Origin of the sequence: Paractinoplanes pyxinae (genome assembly GCF_026626335.1) — a bacterium.
GTDB classification, from domain to species: Bacteria; Actinomycetota; Actinomycetes; order Mycobacteriales; family Micromonosporaceae; genus Actinoplanes; species Actinoplanes pyxinae.
Window position 1 is genome coordinate 34,566 of the sequence record NZ_JAPNTZ010000017.1, and the last position, 14,675, is coordinate 49,240.

The 14,675-nt window shown below is 70.4% G+C and carries 14 protein-coding genes; 7 read left to right on the forward strand and 7 right to left on the reverse strand.

Annotated features, from left to right (window positions below):
• Window positions 1–81: 81 nt before the first annotated feature.
• Genes purB through OWR29_RS38005 form a run of 3 tightly spaced genes read right to left on the reverse strand, consistent with a single transcriptional unit; the run spans window position 82 to window position 3,319 of the window.
• A complete protein-coding gene (gene purB / locus OWR29_RS37995; RefSeq protein ID WP_267568350.1) occupies window positions 82–1,503 on the reverse strand; it encodes an adenylosuccinate lyase in 1,422 nt (473 codons plus the stop codon).
• The gene (locus OWR29_RS38000; protein WP_267568351.1) at window positions 1,500–2,804 is read right to left on the reverse strand and encodes an MFS transporter; all 1,305 of its coding nucleotides are present in this window, start codon (window positions 2,802–2,804) and stop codon (window positions 1,500–1,502) included. The genes purB and OWR29_RS38000 overlap by 4 nt, the downstream gene beginning before the upstream one ends.
• Window positions 2,804–3,319, reverse strand: a complete 516-nt coding sequence (locus tag OWR29_RS38005; protein WP_267568352.1) for an ArsR/SmtB family transcription factor — start codon at window positions 3,317–3,319, stop codon at window positions 2,804–2,806. Before OWR29_RS38005 ends, OWR29_RS38000 begins: the two co-directional genes overlap by 1 nt.
• Before the next feature lie 130 nt (window positions 3,320–3,449).
• Between OWR29_RS38005 and OWR29_RS38010 the strand changes: the two genes are divergently transcribed.
• Complete coding sequence (locus OWR29_RS38010; RefSeq protein ID WP_267568353.1) at window positions 3,450–3,902, forward strand: SCP2 sterol-binding domain-containing protein; 453 nt, start codon at window positions 3,450–3,452, stop codon at window positions 3,900–3,902.
• A 12-nt stretch (window positions 3,903–3,914) separates the two neighbouring features.
• Here the strand turns inward: OWR29_RS38010 and purD are convergent, their stop codons facing one another.
• On the reverse strand, window positions 3,915–5,156 hold the full coding sequence (purD, locus tag OWR29_RS38015; RefSeq protein WP_267568354.1) for a phosphoribosylamine--glycine ligase: 1,242 nt from the start codon (window positions 5,154–5,156) through the stop codon (window positions 3,915–3,917).
• A 118-nt stretch (window positions 5,157–5,274) separates the two neighbouring features.
• Here purD and OWR29_RS38020 point away from each other — a divergent pair, with 118 nt between their 5' ends.
• The 3 genes from OWR29_RS38020 to OWR29_RS38030 are packed head-to-tail and all read left to right on the forward strand — an operon-like array spanning window position 5,275 to window position 9,288.
• Complete coding sequence (locus OWR29_RS38020; RefSeq protein ID WP_267568355.1) at window positions 5,275–6,567, forward strand: adenylosuccinate synthase; 1,293 nt, start codon at window positions 5,275–5,277, stop codon at window positions 6,565–6,567.
• Between the two features lies 1 nt (window position 6,568).
• A complete protein-coding gene (locus OWR29_RS38025; protein WP_267568356.1) occupies window positions 6,569–7,528 on the forward strand; it encodes a diacylglycerol kinase family protein in 960 nt (319 codons plus the stop codon).
• Between the two features lie 59 nt (window positions 7,529–7,587).
• Window positions 7,588–9,288, forward strand: coding sequence for a MinD/ParA family ATP-binding protein (locus OWR29_RS38030; protein WP_267568517.1), 1,701 nt, complete (start codon window positions 7,588–7,590; stop codon window positions 9,286–9,288).
• Window positions 9,289–9,292: 4 nt separating this feature from the next.
• Here OWR29_RS38030 and OWR29_RS38035 read toward each other — a convergent pair whose 3' ends face one another.
• A complete protein-coding gene (locus OWR29_RS38035) occupies window positions 9,293–9,715 on the reverse strand; it encodes a DUF3151 domain-containing protein (RefSeq protein ID WP_267568357.1) in 423 nt (140 codons plus the stop codon).
• 74 nt (window positions 9,716–9,789) lie between these two features.
• On the opposite strand from OWR29_RS38035, the gene OWR29_RS38040 reads away from it, so the two are divergent.
• Window positions 9,790–11,028, forward strand: coding sequence for an LOG family protein (locus tag OWR29_RS38040; RefSeq protein ID WP_267568358.1), 1,239 nt, complete (start codon window positions 9,790–9,792; stop codon window positions 11,026–11,028).
• Here OWR29_RS38040 and OWR29_RS38045 read toward each other — a convergent pair.
• Window positions 10,990–11,505 (reverse strand): hypothetical protein, encoded by a 516-nt coding sequence (locus OWR29_RS38045; RefSeq protein WP_267568359.1) that lies wholly within the window; start codon window positions 11,503–11,505, stop codon window positions 10,990–10,992. The genes OWR29_RS38040 and OWR29_RS38045 overlap by 39 nt on opposite strands.
• A gap of 122 nt (window positions 11,506–11,627) precedes the next feature.
• Window positions 11,628–12,653, reverse strand: a complete 1,026-nt coding sequence (gene fbaA, locus OWR29_RS38050; RefSeq protein WP_267568360.1) for a class II fructose-bisphosphate aldolase — start codon at window positions 12,651–12,653, stop codon at window positions 11,628–11,630.
• Between the two features lie 162 nt (window positions 12,654–12,815).
• Here fbaA and OWR29_RS38055 point away from each other — a divergent pair, with 162 nt between their 5' ends.
• Both OWR29_RS38055 and OWR29_RS38060 read left to right on the forward strand, forming a co-directional pair.
• Complete coding sequence (locus OWR29_RS38055) at window positions 12,816–14,435, forward strand: hypothetical protein (protein WP_267568361.1); 1,620 nt, start codon at window positions 12,816–12,818, stop codon at window positions 14,433–14,435.
• A 5-nt stretch (window positions 14,436–14,440) separates the two neighbouring features.
• Entirely contained in the window at window positions 14,441–14,614 is a 174-nt protein-coding gene (locus tag OWR29_RS38060) for a hypothetical protein (protein ID WP_267568362.1), read from the forward strand.
• Window positions 14,615–14,675 lie beyond the last annotated feature (61 nt).

Sequence of the window (14,675 nt, forward strand, 5' to 3'; positions counted from 1 at the left end):
TGTCGCGCACGCGACGCCGGCCCCGCTGAGCAGCCAACTCGTGGGTGATCTCAGCCACTGCCCGATCAAATCTTCAAGCTTTCACAGGATGGGCGCCGGCGCGTACCCGGCGGCGTCCGGGTGAGCCGCGACGATCGTGGCGACCCGGTCGGCCACGGCCCGCACCTGGGACGGCGCGGCCCCCACGAAGGCGGCCCGGTCGGCCACCAGGGTGTCGATCTCGGCCCGGGTCAGGCCGAGCCGGCCGTCGGTGGCGAGCCGGTCGAACAGGTCGTTGACCGTGGCGCCCTTCTCACGCATGGCGAGCGCGACGGCGACGGCGTGCTCCTTGATCACCTCGTGCGCCACCTCACGGCCGACGCCCTTGCGCACGGCGGCGACCAGGATCTTGGTGGTCGCGAGGAACGGCAGGAACCGGTCGAGCTCGCGGGCGATCACGGCGGGGTAGGCGCCGAACTCGTCGAGCACGGTGAGGAACGTCTGGAACAGGCCGTCGGTGGCGAAGAACGCGTCCGGCAGGGCGACCCGGCGCACCACCGAGCACGAGACGTCGCCCTCGTTCCACTGGTCGCCGGCCAACTCGCCGACCATCGACAGGTAGCCGCGGACGATGACGGCCAGCCCGTTGACCCGCTCCGACGAGCGCGTGTTCATCTTGTGCGGCATCGCCGACGAGCCGACCTGGCCCGGCTTGAAGCCCTCGGTCACCAGTTCCTGCCCGACCATCAGGCGGATCGTGGTGGCCAGCGACGACGGACCGGCGACGATCTGGGCCAGCGCCGAGACCACGTCGAAGTCGAGCGACCGCGGGTAGACCTGGCCGACACTGCTCAGCACCCGCTCGAAGCCGAGGTGGCCGGCGACGCGCCGCTCGAGGGCGCCGAGCGCGTCGAAGTCGCCGTCGAGCAGGTCGAGCTGGTCGGCGGCGGTGCCGACCGGGCCCTTGATGCCGCGCAGGGGATACCGGCCGATCAGGTCGTCCAGACGTTCGTACGCGATGAGAAGCTCTTCGGCGGCCGAGGCGAACCGCTTGCCGAGAGTGGTCGCCTGCGCCGCGACGTTGTGCGAGCGGCCGGTCATGACCAGGTCGGAGTATTCGACCGCACGCTCGGTGAGCCGGGCCAGGGCGGCGATCACCCGGGCCCGGATGAGCTCGAGCGACGCCTTGATCTGCAGCTGCTCGACGTTCTCGGTCAGGTCGCGCGACGTCATTCCCTTGTGGATCTGCTCGAAGCCGGCCAGCGCGCTGAACTCTTCGATGCGGGCCTTGACGTCGTGGCGGGTCACCCGCTCACGAGCCGCGATCGACCCCAGGTCGACCTGGTCGAGCACCGACTCGTACGCCTCGACGGCGCCCTCGGGGACGGCCACGCCCAGATCGCGCTGCGCCTTGAGAACGGCCAGCCAGAGCCGGCGCTCCATGCGGATCTTCTCTTCCGGCGACCACAGGGTCACCAGGTCGGTCGAGGCGTAACGAGCGGCGAGGACGTTCGGGATGGTCACGCCACCGATTCTTTCACGGCACCGGTTTCGGGCTCCGGCAGCTTGTGCGGCAGCGTGCGCACGTCACGGCTCAGCAACATGAAGATCACGGCCAGTGTCATCAGCACGGTGGCGCCGATGAGCGTCGTCCGCACACCCACCACGTGCGAGAACGGACCCACGGCCATCTCGCCGATCGGGATGGCGACGAAAGAGCCGACCATGTCGTACGAGTAGACGCGGGCCAGCTTGTCGGCCGGGATGTGCTCCTGCATCGTCGTCTCCCAGGCGATGCCGAACTGCTCGACCATCAGACCCGCCACCAGCGCGCCGCCGATGAGCAGCCACAGGTGCGGATAGACGCCCAGGATCAGCACCGGGATCGACATGAACAGGGTGCTGAACACGCCGAAGAGCAGCATCCGCCGCATCCGCAGGCGGATCGCCAGCAGCGCGCCCACGATCATGCCGAGGGTCTCGGCGGCCAGCACCAGACCCCACGCGCGGCGCCCGATCGTCTCGTCGGCGACCACCGGCCCCAGCACGAACAGCGAACCGCTCCAGGCCGCGTTGAGCACGCAGAACCCGGCCACCACGACCCACAGCCAGGTGCGCGAGCGAAATTCGGACCAGCCCGTACGCAGGTCGGCGAAGATGTTGGGCCGGGACGGCTCGACGGCCGGCTCGCCCGGGGTCTGCTCGTCGCCGATCACTCCGGGGGCGGGCTCGGCCTTCGCCGGCGGCGGCACCCGCAGGAACGCGAAGAGCAGGGCGCTGACCAGGAAGGTGGCCGAGTCGACGGCGATGCCCCAGCCCGGGTTGGTCGCGGCGACGACCACGCCGGCCAGCGGCGCGCCCAGCACGGCGGCGGTGTTGAGGGCCACTCGGTTGAGCCCGTTGGCCTGCTGACGGATCTCGGCCGGGACGATCTGCGGCAGGATCGACGAGGTGGCGGGCAGGGCGAGCGCGCCCACCATGCCGTTCAGCGCGGAGATCACGATGAGCACCGGGATGGTGGCCGTGCCGGTGAGCACCAGGGTGGCGACGACTGCCTGGGTCAGGAAGGCGGCCAGGCTGGCCCCGACCATCAGCAGATGCTTGGGCAGGCGGTCGGCCAGCACCCCGCCGAAGAGCAGGAAGACGACGTTGACCAGCGTGCGGGCGCCGACCACGAGGCCCAGGTCGGTGGCCGAGCCGGTCAGGTCGAGCACGGCGAAGGCGAGCGCGATCGGCGCGAACGAATTGCCCAGCGCGTTGATCGTGCGGCCGCCGATGAGCAGGCGGAAGGCGGGGATGCGCAGCGGCGCGAGGGCGGTGCTCATCAGGACTCCATCTCGAACATCGCGACGGTGGTGCTGGTGCGGATGGTGCCGGCGGTACGCGGGGGCTGAGCCTCGTCGTGCAATTCGGCGACGAGCGCCATGAACCGCCGGCGCAGGTCGAGCCATTTCTCCGGATCGATCCAGAACTCGCCGTCACCCAGCAGGATCTTCGACTCGAACTGACCGGAGGCGGTGCGCCGAATCAGTTCGTGACCGAGCGCAGCGAACAGCGCCCGCTTCTGCTCGGGAGTCTCGGACTGGCGATCTTGCGCGCGATCGTAGCGGTAGCGCTTGGCGACGCCACCACGAATTTTCTCCTCGCCGGCGACGACGATCATCCCGGCCGAGTGCAGGTGGCGAAGGTGATAACTGGCGTTGGCATGGGTGAGCCCGAGTTCCCGGGCCACCTCGGCCGCGGTCATCGGGGCGGCGGTGAGCAGCGACATGATCCGTAGGCGGACGGGATGGGCCGTAGCGCGCATCGCGGCCTTCTCGCTCGCATCTCCCAAAGACATGTTGGGGAGTCTAGGACGCGGCGGGGCGACTGTCCAACGATTGTTTGGGAGTGGCACACTGCACGGGACGGCGGCTCAGCCGCTAAAGTTACCGACGAGTAGGTCGACTCAGCCTGAAAGGTCTTCACCGATGACTGATTTCAACCCGGACTCGCTCGCCGCCATCGGGCCGAAGGAGTTCGCGCAGCTCGTCAAGGCGACGCCGGATGCGAAGCTGGCCGAGGTGATGGCCGGTGACTCGCGGGCCAAGATCCTCGACGAGGTCTTCAACCGCATGCCCACCCTGTTCCGCCCCGAGAAGGCCGGCAACACCACCGCGGTCATCCACTGGATCATCACCGGTGGCGCCGGCGGCGCGAGCGACACCTACGAGACGGTGATCGAGAACGGCGCCTGCACGGTCACCAACCAGCCGGTGCGCGAGCCCAAGCTGGCCATGACCATGGACCCGGTCACGTTCCTCAAGGTCGTCTCGGGCGACGGCAACCCGATGATGATGTTCATGACCGGCAAGATCAAGGCCAAGGGCGACCTCGGCCTGGCCGCCAACGTGGCCAAGCTGTTCGACATCCCGAAGGCCTGACCTCGCCGGGCCTCAGAGCTTGATGCGGCCCTCGACGGCGCCCAGCGCGATGTCCGTGCGGAACTGGGCGCCGTCGAGGCGCACGCCGTCGACCAGGGCGTAAGCCGCGTCGCGGGCTGCGGCCAGGTCGGGGCCGGTGGCGGTTACGCTGAGCACGCGGCCGCCGGCGGAGATCAGGGCGCCGTCGTCGCGGCGGGCGGTGCCGGCGTGGATCACTCCGGGCACCTCGGCGCCCTCGATCACGTCGCCCGTACGCGGGGTGCCGGGGTAGTTCTGGCTGGCCACGACCACCGTGATGGCCGCGCCGTCGCGCCAGCGCAGTGGCGGCAGCTGGGCCAGCGTGCCGGTGGCGGCCGCGTTGAGCAGACCGGCCAGCGGCGTCTCGAGCAGGGCCAGCACCACCTGGGTCTCGGGGTCGCCGAAGCGCGCGTTGAACTCGATGACCTTGGGGCCGTCAGGGGTCAGGGCCAGCCCGACGTAGAGCAGCCCGGCGAACGGGGTGCCGCGGCGGCGCATCTCGGCCAGCGTCGGCTCCACCGTCTCGGCCAGCACGCGCGGCACCAGATCGTCCGGCGCCCAGGCGAGCGGGGCGTACGCGCCCATGCCACCCGTGTTGGGCCCCTCGTCGCCGTCGGCCAGCCGCTTGAAGTCCTGGGCCGGCATCAGCGGAACAGCCGCCGTGCCGTCGGTCACCACGAACAGCGAGACCTCGGGGCCGGGCAGGAACTCCTCGATCACGACCTTGCCGCAGTCGGCCGCGTGCTGCTCGGCGGCCGCGCGGTCGTCGGTCACCACCACGCCCTTGCCGGCCGCGAGACCGTCGTTCTTCACCACGTACGGGGCGCCGAAGTCGTCGAGCGCTCGGCCCACCTCGTCCGGCGTCGTGCAGGCGTACGACCGGGCCGTCGGCACACCCGCGGCCGCCATCACCTCGTTGGCGAACGCCTTCGAGCCCTCGAGCTGAGCCGCCGCGGCGCTCGGCCCGAAGCAGGCGATGCCCTTGGCCCGTACGGCATCGGCCACCCCAGCCACCAGCGGCGCCTCCGGCCCGACGACGACCAGGTCGGCCGCCAGCTCGACGGCCAGCGCGGCCACCGCGGCCGGATCGGTCGCCTTCACCTCGTGCAGCTCGGCCACCTGGGCGATGCCCGGGTTGCCGGGAGCGGCGGCGAGGAAGTCGACGGAGGGGTCGGCGGCGAGGCCGACGGCGAGGGCGTGCTCGCGCCCGCCGGAACCGATCAGAAGTACGCGCACGACGGGCGATCCTACCGGCGAGCCGCTTCCCCACGTCGCACACCAGGGCAGTCGCGTAAACTTCGGCAGTACCCGGACCTCTGCCGAGTACGACCTGTTCGACGGAAGGCTCACGCACGTGCCGGTGATCGTGTTGGTCGGCGCCCAATGGGGCGACGAGGGCAAGGGCAAGGCCACTGACCTGCTGGGCGACCGGCTCGACTACGTGGTGAAGTTCAACGGCGGCAACAACGCCGGTCACACGGTGGTGATCGAGGGCGAGAAATACGCCCTCCACCTGCTGCCGAGCGGCATTCTCTCGCCCGGCGTCGTGCCGGTGATCGGCAACGGCGTGGTGATCGACCTCAACGTGCTGTTCCAAGAGATCGACGGGCTCGAGTCGCGCGGCATCGACACGTCACGGCTGCGGATCAGCGCGAACGCGCACGTCATCCCCTCGTACAACCGGTCGCTCGACAAGGTCAGCGAGCGGTACCTGGGCGCGCGGCGGATCGGCACCACCGGTCGCGGCATCGGCCCGACCTACGCCGACAAGATGAACCGCGTCGGCGTCCGCATCCAGGACCTCTTCGACGAGTCGATCCTGCGGCAGAAGGTCGAGGCGGCCCTCTCCTTCAAGAACCAGATCCTCGCGAAGATCTACAACCGCCAGGCCGTGAAGCCCGACGACGTCGTCAACGAGCTTCTGTCGTACGTGGAACGTCTGCGCCCCTACGTCGGTGACACCGCCCTCGAACTGTCCGAGGCGCTGGACGCCGGCAAGGTCGTGCTGTGCGAGGCCGGCCAGGCCACCCTGCTCGACGTCGACCACGGCACCTACCCGTTCGTGACCAGCTCGAACGCGACGGCCGGGGGCGCCTGCACCGGTTCCGGCATCCCGCCCACCCGCATCGACCGGGTGGTCGCCGTGCTCAAGGCGTTCACCTCCCGCGTCGGCGAGGGCCCGTTCCCGACCGAGCTGCACGACAAGTTCGGCGACCACCTGCGCGAGGTCGGTCAGGAGTACGGCACCACGACCGGCCGCCCGCGCCGGATCGGCTGGCTCGACCTGGTCATGGCCCGCTACGCCCAGCGGATCAACGGCGTCACCGACTTCGTTCTCACCAAACTCGATAATTACGACGACCTGGACGAGATTCCCGTCTGTGTCGCGTACGAGGTGAACGGCGTCCGCCACGACGAGATGCCGATCAGCCAGTCCGACTTCCACCACGCGGTCCCGATCTACGAGACGATGCCGGGCTGGAAGCAGAGCATCATGGGCGCCCGCTCGTTCGACGATCTGCCCAAAGAGGCGCAGGATTTCGTCGTCTTCGTCGAGGAGCGCATCCGCGCCCGCATCTCGGTGGTCGGCGTCGGCCCCGCGCGCGACCAGGTCATCGAGCGCCACTCGGTCCTGAGCGGAGCCTGACATGTACGACGTGGTCCTGCTCAGCCTGGCCGAGGGTCAGGGTTCCGGCGGGGGCGCGTGCGGCGCCGAGTGCGGTGGCTGCGCGCCGGCCACCGCCTGCGCGCCGCGGGTTCCGGTGCTGCGCTGTGCCGACGCGCTCACCGCGGCCGGCGCCCGGGTCGAGACGATCACCGCGGCCTCCGATCAAGAGATCGACGAGGTGCTGTCCCGGCTCGACGGCCCGGCTCGCGCCGACGGTCTGAACTGGCCCGACCCGGACAGCAAGACCAGGCTGGTGGTGGCCTCGGCGACCGACGGCCAGTTGCGCGCCGTCGTGCGCCGGCTGGTCCGGCGGTACGCTCCCCCGCCCAGCAAACGACCGGGTGACCTGCCGACCGGCCGCACCGTGCCCGACCTGCCGCCGCTGGCGATCCTGCCCCTCGACGCGGGCAGCACCACCGACCTGGCCGCTCAGCTGGGTCTGCCGCGCACCCCCGAGCAGGTGGCCGCGGCCGTCCTGGGCGGCCCGGTGCGGCGTCTCGACCTGCTGCGCAACGACGGCGGTTCGGTCACCGTGGACGGCGCCCTGGTCGGCGGCATGGACGACGACGGGCGCGCGGTGCCCTGGCGGGGCCGGGTCGAGGTCGACGACGCGGTGCTCTCGGACGGCGAGGACCCGATCCTGGCCTGCGCGATCGGCAACAGCGCCGGGTACGCCGAGTTCGCCGGCCTGCGGATGCTGGCCGAGGGCGACGCGGTGGACGGTCAGGTCGAGGTGGCGGTGGCCGTCCCGACGATCGTCAAGCAACGTTTCCGGGGCACCAAGATGCGCGTCGAGGTGCGCCGGGCCCGGGGTCGCGCGGTCTCGGTGCTGCCCCGCGACGGCGAGATCCAGTTCCTCGACGACGGGGTCGGCGGCGCGATGAGCCGCAAGCGTTCATGGTGGACCGAGGCCGGGGCCTGGGCGGTCTACGCGAGCTGACCTACTGTGTGAACCAGGAGTAAGGACAGCATCCGGGGAGGGTTGCATCCGTGGCATCGGTGGAGGACGAGGACGCTGACCGCGTCTACGTCCCGGGCTCGTCCAACAACCCCGCACCGCCCGATCGTGATGTCGAACCGTTCTGGGCGGCGGACGAGTTGGAAGCGCCGGTGCACGGCCGGCCCGTGCCGCACGAGGCGCCGCCGCCGGTGCCGCTTCCGTCGCCGCCGAACGGGGCGCCCGGGGTCTACCGGCCGGGTGAGCGCATCCCGGTGCCGCCGCCGGCCGCCGTGCCGGTGCCGCCGCCCGCAAACATCCAGGTGCCGGCTCCGCGCCCGGCGCCGCCGCCCACTCAGGCCTGGCCCAACCTCGAACCGCCGGCACCCGCTCCGGAAGCACCGCCTCCGGCCGTACCCGTCTCCGGCGACGATGAGTCCGGTGTGCACGGTTCACCGGATTCACCGTGGTCGCAGCCTCCACAGCGGCCGGCGCCCGCGCCCGATCTTCAGCCGCCCGCACCCCCGAGGGCGGCCGCCTCCGCCTCGGTTCCGGTCGCTCCCCCGCAGCCGTCGCCGGTGAGCCCGGCCGATGCCGGGGACCCGGCCAACGGCGCGATCTACCGCCCCGCCACCCCGCCTCCGCCCGTCCAGGGCCCACCCCCCGTACCCCCGCAAGCGCAGCCACCAGCCGCGCCGCCGGCCGTGCCGCGGCAGATGCCCGGGCCGTACCCGCCCAGCATCGACCCGCGGGCCATGCAGCATCCGCAGCCTCCGGCGCCGGCCCAGCCCTCGACCGACCCGTTCCAGGATCTGCCCTGGGTCTCCGACGGCACGCCCACCGCCGAAGAGTTCGCCCGCCGCCGCATGGCCAAGCCGGCCGACCCGGTGGCCACCCAGGGCGCCCGGGCGATGCTCCGCAAGGGCACGATGGGCCTGGTCAAGCTGGCTCCGGGTAAGCGCGAGCAAGAGTACAAACAGGACGTCGAGATGGTCCGCCGCAACTTCGGCGGGCTGCGCCAGGTCACCGTGGTCAACCCCAAGGGCGGCGCCGGCAAGACGGTGGCCGTGCTGCTGCTGGCCATGACCTTCGGGCAGAAGCGCGGCGGGTACGTGCTGGCCTGGGACAACAACGAGACCCAGGGCACCCTCGGCATGCGGGCCCAGCAGGACTTCCACGCCCGCACGGTGCGCGACATGATGCGCGACCTGCATCTGTTCCGCGGCTCGCACGGGCGGGTGGGCGACCTGTCGCAATACGTGCGGGCCCAGGGCGAGGGCATGTTCGACGTGCTCGCCTCGGACGAGTCGGCCACCGCGGGCGAGATGCTGACGGCCGACGCGTTCGGCGAGATCCGCGAGATCGTGAGCCGGTTCTACAAGCTGATCTTCGTGGACACCGGCAACAACGTACGAGCGCAGAATTGGCAGGCGGCCATGGACGCCACCGACCAACTGGTGATCACCATGTCGGCCCGTAACGACTCGGCCGAGACGGCGGCCCGGATGCTCGACCACCTCGAGCAGAGCGGGCGCCAGCGGCTCGTCCGGCAGGCCATCAGCGTGGTGTCGATGCCGCCGACCCGCAAGGACATCGACCTGCCGGCCATCCAGCGGCACTTCGCGGCGCGGACGCGGGCGGTGCTGCTCGCCCCGTACGAAAAGTTGATCGACTCGGGTGAGCCGATCCGCTACGGCCACCTCTCCAGCAACACGAAGGACGCGTGGCTGAAGATCGCGGCGGCCGTAGCGGAGGGTCTGTAGGTAGTCAGCTCAGGGCGTCGGCGGCAGCGGGGTCGCTGTCGCGCAGGAACTGGGCACAGCGGGCAGCCTCGTCGGCCTCGCCGATCTCGGCCGCCGCCTGCGACAGCGAGTAGAGGCAGCGCAGGAAGCCCTGGTTGGGCCCGTGCGACCAGGGAATCGGGCCGTGTCCCTTCCAGCCGTTGCGGCGCAGGGCGTCGAGGCCGCGGTGGTAGCCGGTGCGGGCGAAGGCGTACGCGGTGACCGGGTCGCCGGCGTCGAGCGCCCCGGCCGCGAGGGCGGCCCAGGCGGCGCTGTACGTCGGGTGGTCCGCGGCAACGGTCTTGAGGGCCTCGGTGGTGCCCGCCGCGGTCGCCTCGGCGAGTGCCTTGTCGGCCTCGGCGTCGGCGGGCAGCAGGGTGGCCGGAGGCTCGGGGAGCAGGTTCTGCATGACCTTATTCAACCGGGCCGGTCCCGATGCATTCCGACCGACTCCGCGTTTTGCACGATCGCTACCCTACGGTCATGCCCGGCGACCCGTTACAGCCCGTACTCGGCGGAAACATCCCCTTCGACGCCACCGCGAACGAGATCGAATCCCGGGCCGAGCTCGATGTCCACCTGGCCGCGAAGTCGGTGGCCGGCCTGGTGATCCTCGGCCTGCGGCTCGACCTCGACCCGCCGTCGTTCGGCGACGTCGACGTGCGTGGGGCGCTGTTCGTGGGCTGCCGCCTCGAGAACGACGACGTCGAGATCGACCTGATCCGGCGCGGCGCGCACCTGATCCCACCGTTCGACGCGCGGCCGTACCCGACTCATCCGGCGACGCTCTACACGCCGGAAGATCTGGCTTACGGGTTCGCGGCCGAGGGCTTCGCCGGCATGTACGACACCCTGGTCTACGACCATTTCGTGACGCACGGTGGCGCCGCGCCGGACATCCGTGAGGCGATCGCCCAGCGGCTGCACGACGCCGGCATCGACAACGCGCTGGGCAAGGCCCTGGCCGCCTGGGTGCACGCGCGGGGACGGGCCGGGGCGGTCGGCATCATGGGCGGCCACGCGGCGCCGCGCGGCTCGGCGGCCTACCGGATGGCGGCGACCCTGTCGTGGCGGCTGGCCTCGGTGGGCCGGCTGGTGGTGACCGGTGGTGGGCCCGGCGTCATGGAGGCGGCAAACCTCGGCGCGTACTTCTCGACCCGGCCCGCATCCGAGCTGAACTTGGCCATCGACATGCTGTCGGCCGCGCCGCACTTCGCCGACCACGACCCGTACACGGCGGCCGCCCTGGCCGTGCGGGCCAAGTTCCCGGCCCCGTCGACACCGGTCACCGACGTGGTCGGGCGGCTGCTGCACGGCGGTCTGGCCCTGCCGACCTGGCTCTACGGCCACGAGCCAGTCAACCTGTTCGCCGGGCAGATCGGCAAGTACTTCTCCAACGCCGTACGCGAGGACTCGATCCTGCGGCTGTCGCGGGGCGGCATCGTGTTCGCTCCCGGCTGGGCCGGCACGGTGCAAGAGATCTTCCAGGCCGCGACGAAGACCTTCTACCAGACCGACGGCCCGTCCGGCGCCTTCGTCTTCCTCGGCGTCGAGCACTGGCGGCAGCTGCCGGTCGAAGGGTTGCTGCGGCCGCTGCTGGCCCGGAGCCCGCACGGGGATCAGTCGAATCTGGTGGTGGTCACCGATTCGCTGGACGAGGCGATGGCCGCGCTGGCCGCCTCGTCAGGCCACATGCACACGCCGCCAGTTGGTCACGGGTAGGTCGTTCTCGGGCACGTCGGTGATGCCGTTCTCGTCCATCGCGTTGAACACGGCCAGCCGGGCCTCGTCGAACAGGAACTCGACGGCGTGTAGCACGCGGGGCCGCCACTCGGCCACGGTGACCAGCTCGATGATGTTGACCGCGCGCAGCACGGCGCCCCGGGCGTTGCGCAGGGCGGCGTGCGGGTCGGGCCGCCAGTCGAAGTGCTCGTACCAGTCGATGGGGACGTTCAGATCGATCTGGTCCCAGGTGATGGCGCACTCGTCGAACTTACGATGCGTGATTTCGACGTGGGTGAGGCCGAAGTCCAGGATCACCGGGCCGTCCGCGAACCAGCCGCGCTCGGCGATGTCCCACATCAGCCAGCTCGAGCGGAGCTTGCGCCCGATGAGCCGGACGAACCTGGTCCGGTGGACCGCCGCCAGCGCCTCGGCATCATGGTGCCATTCGGGTTCGTAGCCCTCGATGCCGAGCACGATCTTGGTCCTCCTCCCAAGGGGAGGATCGATCGTATACATACCTCTGAGTAACGCGGCAACACGAGAGACGGCCGGTCCCCCTGTGGGGAACCGGCCGTCACCGATCGATTACTTATCGACTACTTCGAAAGGGTGGTGCCGCTCGAGCGCAGGTGCTCGCACGCCTCGACGACGCGCTTCGCCAGGCCGTTCTCGGCCAGCTTGCCCCAGGCGCGCGGGTCGTACGCCTTCTTGTTGCCGACCTCGCCGTCGATCTTCAGGACGCCGTCGTAGTTCTTCATGACGTGGTCGACCACCGGGCGGGTGAACGCGTACTGGGTGTCGGTGTCGATGTTCATCTTGACCACGCCGTAGTCCAGGGCGCCGTGGATCTCGGACAGCAGCGAGCCCGAGCCACCGTGGAAGACCAGGTCGAACGGCTTCTCCTTGCCGTACTTGGCGCCGACCGCCTCCTGGATCTCCTTCAGGATCTCGGGGCGCAGCTTGACGTTGCCCGGCTTGTAGACGCCGTGCACGTTGCCGAAGGTCAGGGCCGTCATGTAGCGGCCCTTCTCGCCCAGGCCCAGGGCGGCCGCGGTGGCCAGGCCGTCCTCGACGGTCGAGTACAGCTTGTCGTCGATCGCGGCCGAGACGCCGTCCTCCTCGCCACCGACCACGCCGACCTCGATCTCGAGGATGATGTGCGCGGCCGCGGCGTCCTTCAGGAGCTCCTCGGCGATCTGCAGGTTCTCGTCGACCGGCACGGCCGAGCCGTCCCACATGTGCGACTGGAACAGCGGCGCCTGACCGTTGGCCACGCGCTCCTTGCTCAGCGCGAGCAGCGGACGGACGTACCCGTCGAGCTTGTTCTTCGGGCAGTGGTCGGTGTGCAGCGCGATGTTGATCGGGTAGTTCTTGGCGACCTCGGTGGCGTACTCGGCGAGCGCGACCGCACCGGTGATCATGTTCTTGATGGTCGGGCCGGACGCGTACTCGGCGCCACCGGTGGAGATCTGCACGATGCCGTCACTGCCGGCCTCGGCGAAGCCCTGCAGGGCCGCGTTGAGGGTCTGCGAGGACGTGACGTTGATGGCCGGGTAGGCGAACGCGCCGGCCTTGGCGCGGTCCAGCATCTCGGCGTAGACCTCGGGAGAAGCGATGGGCATCGGTGCGCTCCTAGCTCGTTGCTGTACGGGAGACAGAGGGCAGGACCGCGCTGTCCTCCAGCGGCCAAGTATTCCGTAGCGGCTTCGGCGTTGGGAAATGACCCCGTAACTGTCCAGCGGAAACCGGCTCATCGGACATAGCGGGCAACTTACGCTCCGACCATGCCTCTGTTCTCGCGGGTGCTCGCGGTGTCGCTCCTCGTCGTCCTGCTTCCCCCGCAGCCGGCCGCCGCGGCACCCACGACGGCCACACTGAAGCCGTATGCCCCACCGCTAACTCTGGCCCCGGGAAGTGACACCCGGTACACCGCCATTGATGTCCGCAGCGAGAATGCGGAGCCCTACACGTCCGTACGCCTGGAGGTGACCGTCGATCTGGGCGGCGCCACGTCGTTCGCGGACGTCAGCATCGAACCGGGCTTCGGCACCACGCGCAGCGGCAGCACCGAGATCGTCGTCGAGCCCGGTGACACGTCCACGCCCTGCCAACGGACCGGCGAGAAGATCACGTGCTCGTGGACCTCCACTCCCTCGTCGGAGATCGTGGACCAGACTCCCGCCCTGCTGGCCGTCAAGCCGCTGAAGACGGCCAAGACCGGCGACCGAGCCGTACTGACGATGGCTGCGCGGATCGGCGACGGCGCCGTCACCAACGGCTCCTCGGTGATCCAGGTGGGCGAGGGCGTCAACCTGGTGTCGGACGGTGAGCAGACCGTCAAGGCGGCGCCGGGCAAGACCGTCCGGACCACGCCGGCCGTGCTCAACGGCGGCAAGACCGCGATCAACGGCGTGGTTCTGGTGCTCGATTCCCATCCCCGGCTGATCGGGCCGTCGTCCTATCGGAACTGCCGCTACTACTTCGGCATGATCTGTACCTTCGACACCACGCTCGAGCCGGGCCGCCGCTACGCCCTCTCGTCGCCGATCACCCTGCACTCGCCGGCCGACACCGTGCCGGGCAGCGTCGCGCCCATCGACCTCGCGTGGATCACCCCGGCCGACTGGGCGACGACCGAGTTGGGTGATTCCGGCCGGGCCGGAACCGGTCCGCCGCTCACACTCAAGCCGCTTGCTGCCGCGCAGGACGCGACCCCGCAGGTGGACGTGGATCTCGAGGACAACTTCGCGACCATCAAGTTCACCGTCACCGGCAAGCGGAAGCCGAGCTTGTCCGCGATCGGCGCGCGGCTCGACGCCGCCACCAGTGACCGCCGGACGCTCACGGCCGGCCTGATGAACTTCGGGCCGGGAACGCTGCGCCCCGACCTCTTCCGGAACAACAGCCTCGGGGTGGCCGTCCGCCTGCCGGGCAACGTCGCCGTGGAAGAGGAGCCCCATTCCGACTGCTATTCCGTGAACGTCGGCCCGCCGGTCGCGCCGCCCAGCCCACCGTCGGCTCCCGGCTCCGCCGGGCCGGACGAACTGACCAGCGAGTGGCTGTGCGACCTGAGCCGCGACCTCGGACCGGGACAGCGTGCGACCTTTCCCTTCCTCGTGACGGTGGCGGACGAGTGCGGGACGCCGGGCCAGGTCGAGATCATCCAGAACGACGACGGCATCGTCGGCCACCGCCGGAAGGTCGTCCCCCTCTCGGTGAACGTGAAGGGGGCGAAGTGCGCCGCCGTGGCGTTGCCCATCACCGGGCCGGCCGCCGGGTGGACCGCGCTGGCCGCCCTCGTGCTGATCGCGGCCGGGCTCGGGCTGGCCGTAAGGCGTACCCGGCGGCCGGTTTGCGCGCATGCTGAGGGGGCAAGTGGGGCCGGATCGCGACCGGAGGGATGACCACGATGACGTACCCGGATCTGGAGAAGCCGGACGGAGACGCCGCCGAGCAGCTGGCCGAGGCCTTTCCCGGTGATGAGGACCGTGCACCGAACCCGCCCGAGCTGAGCGTCGAGACGCCGGAGTGGGACGCGCAGGAACAGAGCCAGATCGTGCGGGACGACGACGAGTACCGCTGAGTCGCCGGTTGTCCACAGGGCGGCAAATAGGTCGCCCAAGATCGCGATGAGCGCCCATCAT